The following is a 16,104-nucleotide window of genomic DNA, read 5'->3' as shown; positions in this document are numbered from 1 at the left end:
CGCTCACCCTCAGGCCGCCAGTGTCCCCGGCATCACCGCGTGCGGGCCGAACTTGGCCCGTACGCGGTCCGCGACCTCCTCGATGCGGCGCACCTTCTCGTCCACCGGGTCGAAGGTGAGCTGGTGGGCGGCCTGTTCGGCGGGGTCGAGGCCTTCCGCGCGCAGGGCCACCGCGCGCACCCGGGCGCGTTGCAGGCCGAGCGCCTCGTACAGGCCGTACGCCGCCCTGGTGAGGGCGGGCGAGTGCGCGGTCGGTTCGGGGAGCGTGCGGGTGCGGGTGGTCGCCGACCGGTCGGCGTAGCGGACGGTGAGGGTGAGGCCCCGGCAGACCTTGTCCAGGGCGCGCAGCCGGGCGCCCAGCTCCTCGGCGGCCGAGAGCAGGGCGCGCCGGTGCCGGTCCGGGTCCAGCTCGTCGCGGGTGAAGGGGCGTTCGGCGGCGAGCGACCGGGAGACGGCGTCGGGGACGACCCGGCCGCGGTCGACGCCGTTCGCCCTCTCGTGCAGCTCGCGTCCGGCGCGGGCGCCCACCAGCCGCTGGAGCGTGGACAGCGGGGCGGCGGCGACCCGGCCGAGGGTGTCCAGGCCGTACTCGCACAGGGTGCGGGCGGTCCTGGCGCCGACGCCGGGCAGCGCGACGACGGGCTGTCCGGCGAGGAACTCCCGCACCTCGTCCTCGGCCACCGCGCGGGTCCGCCCCGGCCGGGCCTCCCGCAGCGCCATGCGGGCCACCATCGGCCCGGGGCCCGCGCCGATCACGCAGTCGATGCCGTGCAGGGCGAGGGCGCGCACCCGGATCACCGAGGCCAGTTCCAGCGCGGTGCGCCCGAAGTACCGTTCGGCGCCGCGCAGATCGGCGAGCGCCCCGTCCGGCGGCAGGGCCTGCACGACGGGGGTGAACTCCTCCAGCAGGCCGAGCAGTCCCGGCAGGGCCGCCTCGTACATCGGCGGCAGCTGGAAACGTACGCAGAGAATGGTCATCCCGCACTCCCCGGACTCTGGTGCCACAACTTCCTTCCCACCGCGGGCCCTTCGCCCGCGGGGCGCAGATCGGCCCAGGGGTGCATCTCGTACCCCGTGGGCATGCGGATCGTCCGCTCCTCCCCCGGCTCCCGCTCCTCCCTCGGCTCCCGGGCGGCCATCCGGTCCCGGGCGGCCGACCCGGCCGGCGCGGGCAGCCCGTCCGAACCGGCCAGCCGCCTGCGGGCCGGCGCGTCGCCGTCGTCGGCGGCCCCGGACCCGTTGCCGACCGGGGCGGCGAGCCGCGCGGCGACCCCCTCCAGCCCCTCCTCCCGGCGGACCTCCAGCAGGTCGGCGAGGTTCCAGGCGGCGGAGCCGACCACGCTGAAGCTGCGCGGGCCGCGCCGCTGCACCACCCCGCGCACCAGCAGCAGCCAGGAGTGGAAGACGGTGTGGGCGCAGGTGTCGTGCGAGTCGTCGAAGAAGGCGAGGTCGACCAGGCCCGTGCCGTCGTCCAGGGTGGAGAAGATGACCCGCCGCCCGGAGCGGATCGGCGGGGTCTGGGTGGCCGCCTTGGCGCCCGCGACCAGCACCGTCTCCCCGTGCCGCACCTCGCGCAGCCGCCGCGCGGAGACCACGCCCAGCTCCTTCAGGAAGGCGCCGTGGTCGTCCATCAGATGGCGGGAGGCGTCCATGGACAGCACGCCCAGCTCGGCGCTGAGCCTCTCCGGCTCGGTGAGGTCGGGCAGCCCGGCCGGGGCGGTCCGCCGGCCGCCGGACAGCGGGAGCTGGTCGCCGCGCCCGCCGCGGGCGCCGCGGTGCAGCTCGGTCAGATGCAGTTGCAGGTCGCGGCGGTTGGCGCCGAACGCGTCCAGCGCGCCGACCTGGGCGAGCCGCCCGGCGAGCGGACGGCTGGGCCGGGCCCGCTCCCAGAAGTCGAGCAGCGAGGCGTACGGCTGGCCCGCGGCGATCCGCTCCGCCTCGGCCTCGCTGATGCCGTGCACGTCGGAGAGCGCCAGGCGCAGTCCCCAGACCTGCTTGCCGCCCTTCGGCGCCTCCTCCACATCCCCCGAATCAGACACCAGTTCGATCCTGTGTGCGACCCCGGACGCGTTGACGTCCAGCGGCAGCACCGGCACCCCCCGCCGCCGCGCGTCCGCCAGCAGCAGCCGCTTCGGGTACATCCCGGGGTCATGGGTGAGCAGCCCGGCGTAGAAGGCGGCCGGATGGTGCGCTTTCAGCCACGCCGACTGGTACGTCGGCACGGCGAAGGCGACCGCGTGCGCCTTGCAGAAGCCGTAGGAGCCGAAGGCCTCGACGATCTCCCAGGTCCGCTGAATCGTTTCTGCGTCATAGCCGCGGGCCGCCGCGTGCTGGGCGAACCACACCTTGATCCGCCCCTGCGACTCCGGGTCGGACAGCCCGCGCCGCACCCGGTCCGCCTCGCCGCGCCCGCAGCCGGTCAGCACCGAGACGATGTCGATGACCTGCTCGTGGAAGACCACGACGCCGTACGTCCCCTTCAGCGCCTCCTCCAGGTCCGGGTGCGGGTAGCGCACGGGCGCCCGCCCGTGCCGGGCCTCGATGAACGGCCGCACCATGTCGGCGGCGACCGGTCCTGGCCGGAACAGCGAGATGTCCACGACCAGGTCGTGGAACGTGGACGGCTGGAGCCGCCCCACCAGGTCCCGCTGGCCCGGCGACTCGATCTGGAAGCAGCCGAGCGTCTCGGTCGACCGGATCAGCCCGTACGTCGCCGGGTCGCCCTCGGGCACCGCGTCCAGGTCGATCCGCTCCCCCGTCGCCCGCTCCACCTCGCCGACCGCGTGCGCCATCGCCGACTGCATCCGCACGCCCAGCACGTCCAGCTTGAGCAGCCCCAGGTCCTCCACGTCGTCCTTGTCGAACTGCGCCATCGGGAAGCCCTCCCCGCTGGTCGGCATGACCGGGGTACGGGCGAGCAGGGAGGCGTCGGACAGCAGCACCCCGCAGGGGTGCATGGCGACACCGCGCGGCAGCGCGTCCAGGGCCTCGACCAGCTCCCACAGCCTGCCGTACTTCTCCTTCTCCCCCGCCAACTGCCGCAGCTCGGGCAGCTCCTCGAGCGCCGCGCGGGCGTCGCGGGCGCGGATGTGCGGGAAGGACTTGGCGACCTTGTCGATCTCGGCCGGGTCCATGGACAGGGCCGCGCCGACGTCCCGGACGGCGTGCCGCACCCGGTAGGTCTCCGGCATGGCGACCGTGGCGACCCGCTCGGCGCCGAACCGGCCGATGATCGCGCGGTAGACCTCGAGCCGGCGGGCGGACTCCACGTCGATGTCGATGTCCGGCAGCACCACCCGCTCCTTGGACAGGAAGCGCTCCATCAGCAGCCCGTGCTCGACCGGGTCGGCGTGCGCGATGCCCAGCAGGTGGTTGACCAGCGAGCCGGCGCCGGAGCCCCGCGCGGCGACCCGGATGCCCATGCCCCGCACGTCGTCGACGACCTGGGAGACGGTGAGGAAGTAGGAGGCGAAGCCGTGGTGGGCGATGATGTCCAGCTCGTGATGCATCCGCTCCCAGTACTCCCGGCGGCGGTCGTAGCCGCGCAGCACCATGCCCGCCGCCGCGCGGGAGGCCAGCGTCCGCTGGGCGGTGCGGCGGCCGGCGCCGACCAGGTGCGGCTCGGGGAAGTGGACGCTGCCCATGCCGAGGTCGTCCTCGGGGTCGACCAGGCACTCGGCGGCCGTGGCCTGCGTCTGGTCGAGCAGCCGCAGGGCGGTCTCACGGCGGAAGCCCGCGGCCTCCACGATCCGCTCGGCCGCCTCCCGCATGGCGCCCTGGTCCTTCAGCCAGGCCTCGCCGGAGTCCAGCCCTTTGGCCGGATCGACGGGAACCAGCCGGCGGGCGGCGTCCAGCACGTCGGCGACCGGGCCGAGACCGGGGTCGGCGTACCGGACGGCATTGCTGAGCACGGGCCGTACGCGCTGCTCGGCGGCGAAGCCCAGGGTGCGGGCGGCCAGCCGCAGCGAGCCGGGCCCGGTGCCGGTCCGTCCGTGCCAGACGGCCTCCAGGCGCAGCGCGTCGCCGTACACCTCGCGCCAGGGGGCGAGCAGCCGGGCGGCGCGGTCGGGGCGGCCCGCGGCGAGGGCGCGGCCGACGTCGGAGTCGGGGCCGAGCAGGACGGTCAGCCCGTCGGCGTGGTTGTCCTCCCAGGCCAGCTGGGGCAGGCCGGGCGCGGTGTGGGCGGCGGAGACCAGCCGGCACAGGTCGGCCCAGCCGCGGGCGCCGTCCCGGGCGAGGAAGGTCACCCGTGGTGTCGACTCGTCGATGAAGGCGCCGCCGCGCACCGGGGTGCGGCGCCGGTCCCGCCGTACGGCGCTGTCGCCGGGGGCGGCGGCCGGGGGCGTCACCGCGAGCTCCGCGCCGAACAGCGGGCGGACGCCGGCCTTGGCGCAGGCCTTGGCGAAGCGGACGGACCCGGCGAGGGTGTCGCGGTCGGTGAGGGCGAGGGCGTCCATGCCCCGCTCCAGGGCGCGCTCGGCCAGCCGTTCCGGGTGGGAGGCGCCGTAGCGCAGGGAGAACCCGGAGACGGTGTGCAGATGCGTGAAACCCGGCACACGCACCTCCCGCACTCGTGAGTCCCGACCGTCTATCGAACAACTGTTCCCAGTCACCTCACCCCCACCATAGACCAATTTTCGAATGAGTGTGCGACATCCGTCCGGCCCTGTCCCACCTGCGCAAACAGCCCCGAACGCGGACGTCCCGCCCCTCCGCGTGGGAGGGGCGGGACGCCGTGGTGCCGGAGCGGGCTCAGCCGATCTGCGTACCGGTGGCCGACAGGGCCTCGGTCACGGGCTGGAAGAAGGTCGTGCCGCCCGAGGTGCAGTCGCCGCTGCCGCCGGAGGTCAGGCCGACCGCCTTGTCGCCCGAGAAGAGCGAGCCGCCGCTGTCGCCGGGCTCGGCGCACACGTCGGTCTGGATCAGACCGTTGACGATGTCGCCGTTGCCGTAGTTCACGGTGGCGTCCAGGCCGGTGACCGTGCCGGAGTGGACCTGGGTGGTGGAGCCGCTGCGGGTCACCTGCATGCCGACGGTCGCCTCGGCGGCGCCGGAGATCGGCTGCGAGGAGCCGTCGTACAGGTTCACCTCGCTCGGGTGCGCCACGTCGGCCGTGTACTTGACCAGGCCGTAGTCGTTGTCCGGGAAGCTGGACGCGGCGTTCTCACCGATCACGTTGCCCGAGGAGTCCGACCAGGTCGAGATGCCCTCGGTGCAGTGGCCCGCGGTGAGGAAGTGCGGCTCGCCGCCCTTGGTCACGTTGAAGCCCAGCGAGCAGCGCCCGCCGTTGCCGGTGATCGCGTCGCCGCCGGACACGAAGGGCTTGAACTCGGTCTGGGTGCGCTTGAGCTCCACCGTGGTGCCGAGCCCCTCGGCGACCTCGGTCAGCTTGGCCCACTCGGCCTTGGAGACCGTGCGGTCCGCCGTGACGACGACCTTGTTGGAGACCGGGTCGGTCACCCAGGACGTGCCCGGGATGGTGGCGTCCTCGGTGAGCGTGGTGCGCGCGCTCCTCAGGTCGGCGAGCGAGTTCGCCACGACTCTGGCCTTCGCGCCGGCCGACTCGACGGCCTCGGCCGCCGTCTCGTCGAGCACGTTCACCACGAGGCTCTTGCTCTTCGCGTCGTAGTACGTTCCCGCCGCGTCGCCGCCCAGGTCCTGCAGCAGCGTCGAGGCGAGGTTTCCGGCCGCCTGGACCGAGAGGGTGCGGGGCGCGGCGTCGGCCGGGACCTCGCTGGCGTTCGCAGTCTGGAAGGTGACCGCGCCCGCGGCCAGTGCGGCGATGCCCGCACCCGCCATGACGGCACGGCGCCTGGGTATGCGTCGGTGCTTCAACTCACGTCCTCCTGTGGGGGGTCGGTGCCGGGGAGGTTGTGGGGACCTCGCCGGACCGGAAGGCGTACGGCCACGGGGGTGGAGCACAGCAAAAGCCACGCCCGCGCCGGTTGAACGCCGCCTACTCTTCCGAACGTCACAGGGAGCACACAAGGTCGACTTCAGGACGCGCGTGCGACAACGGCCGCGCGCCCTCTATGTCCTGACAGTTCATGGAGACGCGGGACGGTTCATACTGCAAACGTCACGCGGGGGTTACCGGGGGCACGTACCATCCGTTCGGTCGGTGGCCGAAAATCGACCCCTCGCGGCGGGATCCGTGCGGGGGGCGACGCACAGAAGTTGCACCTGCACCGGCCGCGGCGTCCGGCCCGGAACAGGACGAGCCCCCGCACGCGGGTCGCGTGCGGGGGCTCGTGGGGCTGCCGGCTCCTCGGGGGAGCCGTACGAAACCGGCCGGGCCGGCGGGGCGTCCTAGTAGACGTTCACCCCGTAGGCGCTCAGGGCCTCGGTCACCGGCTGGAAGAAGGTCGTGCCGCCGGAGGAGCAGTTGCCGCTGCCGCCGGAGGTCAGACCGTACGCGGTGCCGTTGCTGCCGTAGAGCGCGCCGCCGGAGTCGCCGGGCTCGGCGCAGACCGTGGTCTGGATGAGACCGGAGACGATGTCTCCGCCGCCGTAGTTGACGGTCGCGTTGAGCGCGGTCACCCGGCCGCTGTGCGTGCCCGTGGTGGAGCCGTCACGGATGACCGTGGTGCCCACGCTCGGGGTGGCCGCGCGGGTGATGTCCACGCCGTTCGCGGTGCCGGGCCGGCTGACGGACCCGGTGTACCGGACGATGCCGTAGTCGTTGCCCGGGAAGCTGGAGCCGGCCGTCGAGCCGATGGCCGTGGTGTGGGAGGAGTTGGACCACCAGGTGCCCGCGCCGTCGGTGCAGTGACCGGCGGTCAGGAAGTACTCGGCACCGCTGCTGCTGCGGACGTTGAAGCCGAGGGAGCAGCGCCAGCTGCTCGCATAGATGGCGTCGCCGCCCTGGATGAGCTTGGTGAACTTGCCCGGGGTGCGCTTGACGGTGATCGCCTCGGCGTTCTCCCCGGCCTGCTGCTTGATCTTGTTGATCTCGGCCTGGGAGACGGTGCTGTCGACGGTCACGACGACCCGGTTGGTCTTGCTGTCGACGGCCCAGGCGGTGCCGGGGACGTCGGCCTTCAGCACCGAGCTGCTCGCGCTCTTGAGCGCGGAGGAGCTGAAGGTGGTGGGGGTGTCGGCCGCGTTCGCGCTGGGGATCGCGATCGCGGCGGCGGCCACGAGGCCGGTGGAGACGGCGATCAGCCGAGTCCGTCTCGAGATGCCGCTCTGGGGGGTGGTGCGCTTGATCCTCACGTTTCGTTCCTCCACAAAGGAAGTTGGGGGCCCTCGTGGGGTTGTGGGCCCGGTGAGGCGCAGCCAGCGGACGGCGGACCGGATTCCGGACCCGTCGTGCCCCTGACAAGCGCTGCGGTGAGTATTCGGCCGACCGACCGTTCGGCGCAAGGGTGCCTTTTGGCCTAGGGATTGCCCGGTGATTAGGGACGACTGGTCGACTTGATCCCCTCCAGCCCCAGCGTTACCGGTCGTCACACCCCTGTGACGACCGGTCGAACGAAGATCGTGATGGCCGGATCTCGCCCCCTGAGGGAACCGTCGGCGCACCCGTCACGTCCGAGGCCGCCTCAGCAGTCGCAGCCGCAGTCGCACCCGCTGCAACAGCCGTCCTCACCGCAGCAGTTGCAGCACTCGCAGCAGTTGCAGCAGTCGCAGTCGCAGTTGTGGAGACAGCCGTCCTTGCGCTCACGCGTCCACGGGTCCTCGTAGGTCCCGCAGCAGAGCTGGCAGGTACAGGCGAGTCCCAGCCATACGGCGCACCCCGCCAGCAGCCCGCGCCGGTCCCGGCGCGGCGGCCCGGGCGGCGTGGGCGCGCCCGGCGCACCGGGAGCACCCGGAGGGGCGTACGGATGCGAACCGTGGGCACAGGAGGGCGTACCGAAGGCACGCCGGACGGAGTCGGGGAGTTCATGCACGAGAAGCCGGTGGGCGAGACCGCCGTCCGTGAACTCGACCTCGCGCAGCGCCAGCCGTATGCCGTGCACCGCGTCGTCGGCGAGCCGGCGGGCCTCCGTGAGCGAGGTGCCCGTGGCGGTGAGGGGGTTCCAGGCGCCGGACGCGGCGTCGGCCTCCCGGTCCTCCACCGCGTCCAGCAGATGCGCGAGCCGTCCGAAGAGCCGTCCGGCCTCGGCGAGCGGTGCGGCGTTGTGCGGCCGTCCGGCGAGCACGGCGGTGTGCGCGAAGGCCGCCGCGGTCGCCGTCTCGGTCGGTTCGGTGACGGTGAGGACCGGGGTGCCGGGTCCGGCCAGCGACTCGATGCCGGTCTGCCGGTCCACCGCGTCGACCAGGACCGCGGTGTCGAAGCCGACGTCGGAGCCGGTCCGGGCGCCCGCCCGGTCCCAGCTCGCCGCGACCCGGCGCGCGGCGAGCGCCACCGGACGGCGGGCCAGCAGCCCGTCGCCGTCGGCGACATGGTCGCGCACCTTGGCGGAGGCGAGGACGAGGGAGACGGCCGCGGCCAGCCGCGCGCCCTCACCGTGGGCGACGGACGCGGTGCGCATCCCGCGCAGCGGACAGGGGCCCGCGGTCCGGCGCCCCGCGCCGCCGCCGCCCGGGCCCGACTGAGCCTCCGTCAGAACCGATATCAGCAGCCCGTCGTAGTTGGTGACGATCCGTGCGAGCTGCCCGTGGTCGCCGCGCAGGGCCAGACAGAGCCCGCAGAGATGGGCCGTCCACTGGGCGGTGAGCTTCTCGCCCAGCCGGTGACGGCAAGGCCTGACGATCCCGAACACGACGTCCCCCGATGCGTGCGTACGACGTTCAGGTGCGGCATCGTACCGGCCGCGGCGTTCACCCGGATGCGCCCCCCTTCACCCGTACGCCGCGTAGAATCATATTTCACTCACAGTCAGCAGCCGTTTGTGTCGCGGCCCTTGGGAAACCAGGACTCTCGACGGATTCGCTGTGCACCAGTACCGTCACAAACCCCCCGCGCGGCGTCTATCCACTTGGCGCACCCTCCGCATCATGGACGACCATAGGGATGCGGAACGCACGAAAGACCGCTGTGAGAGGAGGCGTCCATGGGATCGGTACGCAAGGCGAGTGCCTGGCTTGGCCTCGTCGACGACAACGAAGACGAGCGTTACTACGACGACGACTACTCCGACGGGACCGAGCCCGGGGAGGCCTGGGTCACCGATCCGCGGGTCAAGGTGGCCGCGGACGCCGCCGAGGAGCGGGGCCGCCGGATCGGCACCATCACCCCGGACAGCTTCCGGGACGCCCGTGCCATCGGTGAGCTGTTCCGCGAGGGCGTGCCGGTCATCATGAACCTCACGGCCATGGACGCCGCCGACGCCAAGCGCGTCGTCGACTTCGCGGCGGGCCTGATCTTCGGTCTGCGCGGCTCCATCGAGCGGGTGTCCAACCGTGTGTTCCTGCTCAGCCCCGCCGACACCGAGGTGGTCAGCGGCGAGCCGGCCGCGCACCGCGCCGACGGCTTCTTCAACCAGAGCTGAGGCGGGGCCGCTCAGCCGGCCCCGCCCCCTCCCCCGCAGGCCGTTCTACCGGAACGCGTCGATTCCGGTGAGCGCCTTGCCCAGCACCAGCTGGTGCATCTCCACGGTGCCCTCGTAGGTGAGCACCGACTCCAGATTCGTCGCGTGCCGCATCACCGGGTACTCCAGCGAGATCCCGTTGGCCCCGAGGATCGTCCGGGCCGTGCGGCAGATCTCGATCGCCTCCCGCACGTTGTTGAGCTTGCCGAAGCTGACCTGCTCGGGACGCAGGCGGCCGGCGTCCATCCGCCGCCCCAGATGATGGGCGAGCAGGATCCCCTTGTGCAGTTCCACCGCCATGTCGGCGAGCTTGGCCTGGGTGAGCTGGAAGCCGCCGATGGGCCGCCCGAACTGCTCCCGTGACTTCGCGTAGTCGACCGCCGTCTCGAAGCAGCTGCGCGCGGCGCCCATCGCGCCCCACACGATCCCGTACCGGGCGTGCGACAGACAGCTCAGCGGGCCCTTCAGCCCGGTCACCCCCGGCAGCACCGCGTCGGCGGGCAGCCGTACGTCGTCCATCACGAGCTCGCTGGTGACGGAGGCGCGCAGGGACCACTTGTGCTTGATCTCCGGCGCCGAGAAACCGGGGGCGTCGGTGGGCACGGCGAAGCCGCGGATGCCGTCGTCGGTCTGCGCCCAGACGACCGCGACCCCGGCCACGGACCCGTTGGTGATCCACATCTTGCGGCCGTTGAGGACCCAGTCGGAGCCGTCGCGCTTGGCGTAGGTGCGCATCGAGCCGGGGTCGGAGCCGTGGTCGGGCTCGGTCAGCCCGAAACAGCCGATGACCTCACCGGCCGCCATCCGGGGCAGCCACCGCTGCTTCTGCTCCTCGCTGCCGAAGCGGTGCAGGGCGTACATGGCGAGGGAGCCCTGCACGGAGACCAGCGAGCGGATGCCGGAGTCGGCCGCCTCCAGCTCGAGGCAGGCCAGCCCGTACTGCACGGCGCTCGCGCCCGCGCACCCGTAGCCGTCGAGGGACATGCCGAGCGCGCCGATCCCGCCGAGTTCCCGGGCCAGCTCCCGGATGCCGGGCAGCTCGCCCTTCTCGTACCAGTCCGCGACGTACGGCAGCACACGGTCCGCCGCCCAGCCGCGCACCGTGTCCCGGATCGCCAGGTCCTCCGGCTCCAGCAGGTCGTCGAGGCCGAGGGGATCGGCGGGATCGAACGCGGGCGGCTTCGCGGACGCGGCCATGGGGGCACCCTCCGGGGGCTGGTCATCCGGTATGTCGACTAGCACTGCTAGTCAGGCTCGCGCCGACGTTACGACGAGCTTCCTCCGCCGTCCACCCCGACCCGGGCGGCTTCCGCTGCGCGGGGCAGTCGCACGGGGGTGCTCCCGGTGCCGGGGGCGGCCCCGGACCCCCGCCTCGGCGGCACCGGATCCGGCCCCGGGGCGGCATCGCACCGGCCCCCTGGGCGGCTCCGGCAGCGAGCCTGCCCGGGGACGGCCGCAGACACGGCCCGTGCCACGGCCGGGGGCGTGCCCCCGAAGACGGTCCCGGAGGGAGTCTCGGCGGAAGCACCGGCGGACGTCCCGGATGCGCATCGCACCGGCCCCTGGGCAGCTCCGGCAGCGGGCCTGCCCGGGGACGGCCGCAGACACGGCCCGTGCCACGGCCAGGAGGGTGGCCCCGACGACAGTCCCGGAGGGAACCTCGGCGGCACCGGCGGACGTCCCGGATGCGGCGCCGGCGCCGGCCTGCCGGGCAGACCCGCGGCCGGTCCCGGCTCAGGCCGCGCGCGCACCGAGCCGCCCGGGGAGTCTCGGCGGAAGCACCGGCGGACGTCCCGGATGCGGCATCGCACCGGCCCCTGGGCAGCTCCGGCAGCGGGCCTGCCCGGGGACGGCCGCAGACACGGCCCGTGCCACGGCCAGGAGGGTGGCCCCGACGACAGTCCCGGAGGGAACCTCGGCGGCACCGGCGGACGTCCCGGATGCGGCGCCGGCGCCGGCCTGCCGGCCAGACCCGCGGCCGGTCCCGGCTCAGGCCGCGCGCGCACCGAGCCGCCCGCCGGGCAGCTCCGCGACCGGCCCCGGCGCGCGCCGTGCGCCTTACACCTTCACGCCTGACCCGTACGGCTCCCGCGTCTCCCGCTGCGCGGGCATCGACACGGGGGCGCTCCCGCCGGAGGCCACGTCGGTCGCGAAGGTGACTTCGAAGGGCGTCTCGGAAGGGGCGGCTTCGTCGGGGTCGCAGTGCATCAGGCGGGGGAGGCGCAGGGCCATTGCCGCGCCGGCCAGGAGCAGGCCCGCGCTGACCAGGAGCGTCACGTGCAGGCCGTGGACGAAGGAGTGGCGCGCGGCGAGCCGCAGCGCCTCCCCCGCGGGGCCGCCGAGGCGTGCCGCCACCTCGTACGCCTCGCCGAGCGAGTGCGCCGCCGCGTCGGACGCCCGGGCGGGCACCCCGGGGACCTGGGAGAGGCCGGGCGCGTAGGCCGCGTTCATCACGCTGCCGAGCAGCGCGATGCCGATGCCGGCGCCGAGCTGGTAGGACGTCTCGCCGATCGCCGCCGCCCCGCCGGCCTGCTCCTGCGGCGCCTCGCTGAGCATCGACTCGTACGCGCCGAACAGGGTGGTCTCCAGGCCGAAGCCGAGCAGCACGAACCCGCCGAGCAGCAGCGGCGCGTTGTCCTCGCCGCCCATCGCGGTCAGCAGCACCACCGCTCCGGCCGTCAGGCAGAAGCCGAGGGAGACCATGCGGCGCGGGCCGAACCGGCGCAGCATCCGGGCGCCCGCCAGGCCCGCGGCCATGGCCGCGACGGTGAGCGGCAGCAGCCGCAGCCCGGTCTCCAGCGGGGACAGCCCCAGCACCAGCTGGAGGTACTGCGCCGCGATCAGCTCCAGGCCCACCAGGGCGAGCATGGCCAGCACGATGCAGCCCACCGAGGTGCTGAACGCGGGGCGGGAGAACATTCGCAGGTCGAGCAGCGGATGCTCGCGGCGCCGCTGCCGGCGGACGAACAGCACCAGCAGGACGATCCCGGCGGCCAGCGGCACCAGCGTGGCCGCGCCGAGCTCGCCGGCGCCGAGCCGCTTCACGCCGAGGACCACCGCGAACAGCCCGGCGGCGGCCGTGAGCGCGCCGACCACGTCCCAGGGGCCGTCGCCGTCGCCCTTCGACTCGGGCAGCAGGATGCGCCCGACGGGCAGGCTGACCAGCATCAGCGGGATGTTGACCAGGAAGACCGAGCCCCACCAGAAGTGCTCCAGCAGGAAGCCGCCGAGCAGCGGCCCGACCGCGGCGCCGACGGCGGCGACGGCGCTCCAGACGCCGATGGCGAGCGCCCGCTCGCGGCGGTCGGGGAAGACCTGGCGCAGGATCGACAGCGTCGCGGGCATGATCATCGCGCCGCCGACGCCGAGCAGCGCCCGCGCGACGATCAGCAGGTGCGCGTCGTCCGCGAAGGCCGCCAAGGCCGAGGCCACGCCGAACAGGGTGTAGCCGAGGAGGAGGACGCGTCTGCGGCCGACCCGGTCGCCCAGGGTGCCGAACAGGATCAGCAGCGAGGCGCAGACCAGCGGATAGGCGTCGACGATCCAGAGCAGCTCCACCGCGCCGGGCTTGAGGTCCTCGGTGACGGCGGGGACGGCCACGTGCAGCACGGTGGCGTCGACGGCGACCAGCAGCAGGCTGACGCAGAGGACGACGAGCACCACCCACCGGTTGGCACCGGCCCCGGCCGCCCTACGGCGCAGCGAGGCGGCCGTGGTCGTCCCGGACATGTACGTACCTCCCAGAAGTTCCCTCGCGAAAGCCGCGGGCTCACGGGGTGGGGGACTCCCCCGTGCCTCGGCCGGAGAGGAGCGGTCGTCCCCGGCCCGCGCGGCGAACGGCGAGTGACACGTCAGAGTACGCGAGGGAACGCCGGGGTCGAGTGGCGGGCCTCTCAACCTCGCGGACGATCGGTGTGGCGTGCGCCACGTCTTCGCCGCCCCTTCCCCACGGTTGCCACGCCGACGCGGGGCGGGCCGGTTCCGGGCCGGGTCGATAATCGGCGCGTGACCACCGATCTCGAGACGCGTGCCGCCGCGGCCCGCCCCGGAGTTCTCCGCCGGGCCGCCCCGGCGCTCCTCGGGTACGCCGCCGTGCGTGCCCTGGGCCTGGTCGTCCTGGCCCTGTGGAGCGAGGCGCGCGGCAAGAGCGCGTACACCTTGCTGACCGCCCGCTGGGACTCCCTCTGGTACACGAGGGTCGCCGAGCTGGGGTACGGCTACGAGGTACGGCTGCCCAACGGCGACGTGCACTCCAACCTGGCGTTCTTCCCGCTGCTTCCGTGGCTGGAGCGGCTGGCGGCGGCGGTGTCCCCGCTGTCGTACGCCGACGGGGGGTTCGTGGTGAGCCTGCTCGCCTCGCTCGCCGCGGCCTGGGGGATCTTCGCGGTCGCCGGCCATCTGTACGGGCCGCGGGCCGGGGTGTGCGCGGTGCTGCTGTGGGCGGTGCTGCCGGTCGGGATCGTGCAGTCGATGGCGTACAGCGAGTCGCTGTTCACGGCGCTGGCGGCCTGGGCGCTGTACGCGGTGCTGACCGGGCACTGGGTGACGGCGGGCCTGCTGGCGGGGCTGGCGGGGCTGACCCGGCCGGTGGGGCTCGCGGTGGTCGCGGCGGTGTGGGCGGCCGGGATCGCCGCGTTCCTGCGGGAGCGCTCCGGCTCCTCCTTCGTGGGGGACGGCAGTGCGGTACCGGCGGCCGGCGCGCGCGGTGACGGCCACGCCGGTCCGACGCCGGACGCCCCGCGTACGGGCGCACCGTACGGCGCTCCGCAGCCGCCGCACTCCCCCGGTGTGCGCCTGCGCCGGGTGGCCGGGATGCTGCTCGCGCCCCTCGGAGCCGCCGGGTACGTCCTGTGGGTCGGCGCCCGGACCGGGGACGGCCCGCTGGGCTATCTGGAGGTGCAGGCCGGCTGGCGCAACGGCTTCGACGGCGGCTACGCCTTCGCCCGGTTCGTCGCCGGCCGCTTCACGTCCTTCCCGTCCGCGCTCGCCGGGGTGGCGCTGATCGCGGGCGTGGCCCTGGTGGTGTGGCTCTACGTCCTGTGCGTACGCCGGCGGCAGCCGCTCCCGCTGCTGGTCTACGCCGGCACGGTCACCGCGCTCGCCCTGTGCGCGTCGAGCTACTTCGGGTCGAAGCCGCGGCTGCTGATGCCGGCCTTCCCGCTGCTGCTGCCGCTCGCCCTGGCGCTGGCCCGGGCGCGGACGCGTCTGCTCGCGGCGGGGCTGGGGGCGGCCGCCGCGGCCTCGGCGGCGTACGGCGCCTTCTGGCTGAACGGGTCGGGACCGCCCTGATCACGCGGCGCGACCGGTCCGGTCACGCCGCGCGACCGCCCGGTGAGCGGGGCGGGAATTCCGTGCGAGCTGCGGGTGAACCAATTCGGAAGACCGATAAACCGGGCGCACGGCATGCCCAAAACAATTGCGCGCGGGGGTTCGGATTCGCCGGAAATAAAGGCCCGGCTGAGAGGAATGCCACATCACATCGTCATCACAAAGCCGCTGAATCGTCGGGGCCGCACACTCACTCGCTGTAACGTCGATTGGGTGCGTACCGAACGGAGTCACACCCGTCTGGACCGGGTGTTCGCGAGGCTGGACCGTGAGCCGGAGCGACCGGCGCACGTCGGCATGCCGCGAATGAGCCGGCACCGGGTGGTGCTCCTCGGCGCGACCCTCGCCTTCTACGCGGCGATCGTGTGGGCCGTGGTGGCCACCTCCTGGCTGGTCCGTCTGGACTGGCAGGTCATGTTCTTCCGCCCCTACCAGCAGTGGCCGGAGCTGCACGCCTTCGTCGACTACTACGTGGTGCTGGGCCAGCGCGGCCCCACCGCCGTGATGGTCGCCGCCTGGCTGGGCTGGCGCTCCTGGCGGCAGCACACGCTGCGTCCGCTGCTCGCCCTCGGCGTCTCCCTGCTGCTGCTCAACGTCACGGTGGGCGCCGCGAAGTACGGCATGGGGCGGCTCGGGCCGCACTACGCGACCGAGATCGGCTCGAACGAGATGTGGCTCGGCGGGGATATATTTCCCAGCGGCCACACCGCGAACGCCGTGGTGACCTGGGGAATCCTGGCCTACCTGGCCTCCACCCCGCGGGCGAGGCGATGGCTGTCCGCCCTGTCCGCGGTGACGTCCCTGGGCGTCGGCCTGTCCACCGTCTACATCGGCACCCACTGGCTGAGCGACGTGCTGCTGGGCTGGGTGGCGGGCCTGCTGATCCTGCTCGCGCTGCCCTGGTTCGAGCCGCTGATCGCGCGGGCCGAGGCGCGGATCCTCGCCGTGCGGGACCGGCTGCGCGACCGCCGCGCGTCCAAGGCGCCGGTGCCCGCCCCGGCGGGCCGCCCCGTCGTGGTCCGTCCGCTCACCGAGCGCGCCGACCCGGTGCACGAGCCGGTTCCCGCCGGACGCGTCGCCCGGTCGCCGGTCTATCTCGCGCCCGGCCCGCACACCAGCCGTGCCGAGCGCTCCCCGGTGACGCCCGCGGGCAGCAGACGGCCGCAGCACACGGACCGCCACCCGCGCGGGACGACGCCGGCCCCGCGGCCCTGACGGCCCGCACGGCCCGCCGGGCGCGGACACAGACACGGAGAGGGACACGTCGACGGCCCCGGTCCTCGAGCTCGAGGACCGGGGC

The 16,104-nt window shown here is 73.9% G+C and carries 10 protein-coding genes; 3 read left to right on the top strand and 7 right to left on the bottom strand.

The window, feature by feature from the left end; all coding sequences use genetic code 11:
* Window positions 1–9 precede the first annotated feature (9 nt).
* The 5 genes from ACFOSY_RS28595 to ACFOSY_RS28575 form a co-directional block, all read right to left on the bottom strand.
* Window positions 10–978 carry a DNA polymerase Y family protein gene (locus ACFOSY_RS28595; RefSeq protein WP_394312254.1) on the bottom strand — a complete coding sequence of 323 codons (969 nt, stop codon included), beginning with the start codon at window positions 976–978 and terminating at the stop codon, window positions 10–12.
* Window positions 975–4,556, bottom strand: a complete 3,582-nt coding sequence (locus ACFOSY_RS28590; protein WP_394312252.1) for a DNA polymerase III subunit alpha — start codon at window positions 4,554–4,556, stop codon at window positions 975–977. The genes ACFOSY_RS28595 and ACFOSY_RS28590 overlap by 4 nt, the downstream gene beginning before the upstream one ends.
* A 196-nt stretch (window positions 4,557–4,752) precedes the next feature.
* Entirely contained in the window at window positions 4,753–5,835 is a 1,083-nt protein-coding gene (locus ACFOSY_RS28585; protein ID WP_449343589.1) for a S1 family peptidase, read from the bottom strand.
* A 474-nt stretch (window positions 5,836–6,309) separates the two neighbouring features.
* Window positions 6,310–7,215 carry a S1 family peptidase gene (locus ACFOSY_RS28580; RefSeq protein WP_394312249.1) on the bottom strand — a complete coding sequence of 302 codons (906 nt, stop codon included), beginning with the start codon at window positions 7,213–7,215 and terminating at the stop codon, window positions 6,310–6,312.
* A 329-nt stretch (window positions 7,216–7,544) separates the two neighbouring features.
* Window positions 7,545–8,708, bottom strand: a complete 1,164-nt coding sequence (locus ACFOSY_RS28575; RefSeq protein ID WP_394312246.1) for a DUF5685 family protein — start codon at window positions 8,706–8,708, stop codon at window positions 7,545–7,547.
* Between the two features lie 291 nt (window positions 8,709–8,999).
* On the opposite strand from ACFOSY_RS28575, the gene ACFOSY_RS28570 reads away from it, so the two are divergent.
* Window positions 9,000–9,437, top strand: coding sequence for a cell division protein SepF (locus ACFOSY_RS28570; RefSeq protein WP_394312244.1), 438 nt, complete (start codon window positions 9,000–9,002; stop codon window positions 9,435–9,437).
* Window positions 9,438–9,482: 45 nt separating this feature from the next.
* On the opposite strand, the gene ACFOSY_RS28565 is transcribed toward ACFOSY_RS28570, so the two are convergent.
* Window positions 9,483–10,673 carry an acyl-CoA dehydrogenase family protein gene (locus ACFOSY_RS28565; RefSeq protein WP_394312241.1) on the bottom strand — a complete coding sequence of 397 codons (1,191 nt, stop codon included), beginning with the start codon at window positions 10,671–10,673 and terminating at the stop codon, window positions 9,483–9,485.
* A gap of 861 nt (window positions 10,674–11,534) precedes the next feature.
* Window positions 11,535–13,205 (bottom strand): MFS transporter, encoded by a 1,671-nt coding sequence (locus tag ACFOSY_RS28560; RefSeq protein ID WP_394312239.1) that lies wholly within the window; start codon window positions 13,203–13,205, stop codon window positions 11,535–11,537.
* Between the two features lie 276 nt (window positions 13,206–13,481).
* On the opposite strand from ACFOSY_RS28560, the gene ACFOSY_RS28555 reads away from it, so the two are divergent.
* Window positions 13,482–14,765, top strand: coding sequence for a glycosyltransferase family 39 protein (locus ACFOSY_RS28555; protein WP_394312237.1), 1,284 nt, complete (start codon window positions 13,482–13,484; stop codon window positions 14,763–14,765).
* 252 nt (window positions 14,766–15,017) lie between these two features.
* Window positions 15,018–16,019, top strand: a complete 1,002-nt coding sequence (locus ACFOSY_RS28550; RefSeq protein ID WP_394312234.1) for a phosphatase PAP2 family protein — start codon at window positions 15,018–15,020, stop codon at window positions 16,017–16,019.
* Window positions 16,020–16,104: the final 85 nt, after the last annotated feature.

Source organism: Streptomyces lusitanus, from assembly GCF_042647945.1.
Taxonomy (GTDB): Bacteria; Actinomycetota; Actinomycetes; order Streptomycetales; family Streptomycetaceae; genus Streptomyces; species Streptomyces pseudogriseolus.
This window is presented reverse-complemented; position numbering and strand designations above follow the sequence as displayed.

What these genes read in the sequence shown, in the direction of transcription:
- ACFOSY_RS28595 (WP_394312254.1), bottom strand. Translation starts at nt 978, where the DNA reads ATGACCATTCTCTGCGTACGTTTCCAGCTGCCGCCGATGTACGAGGCG.
- ACFOSY_RS28570 (WP_394312244.1), top strand. Translation starts at nt 9,000, where the DNA reads ATGGGATCGGTACGCAAGGCGAGTGCCTGGCTTGGCCTCGTCGACGAC.
- ACFOSY_RS28565 (WP_394312241.1), bottom strand. Translation starts at nt 10,673, where the DNA reads ATGGCCGCGTCCGCGAAGCCGCCCGCGTTCGATCCCGCCGATCCCCTC.
- ACFOSY_RS28560 (WP_394312239.1), bottom strand. Translation starts at nt 13,205, where the DNA reads ATGTCCGGGACGACCACGGCCGCCTCGCTGCGCCGTAGGGCGGCCGGG.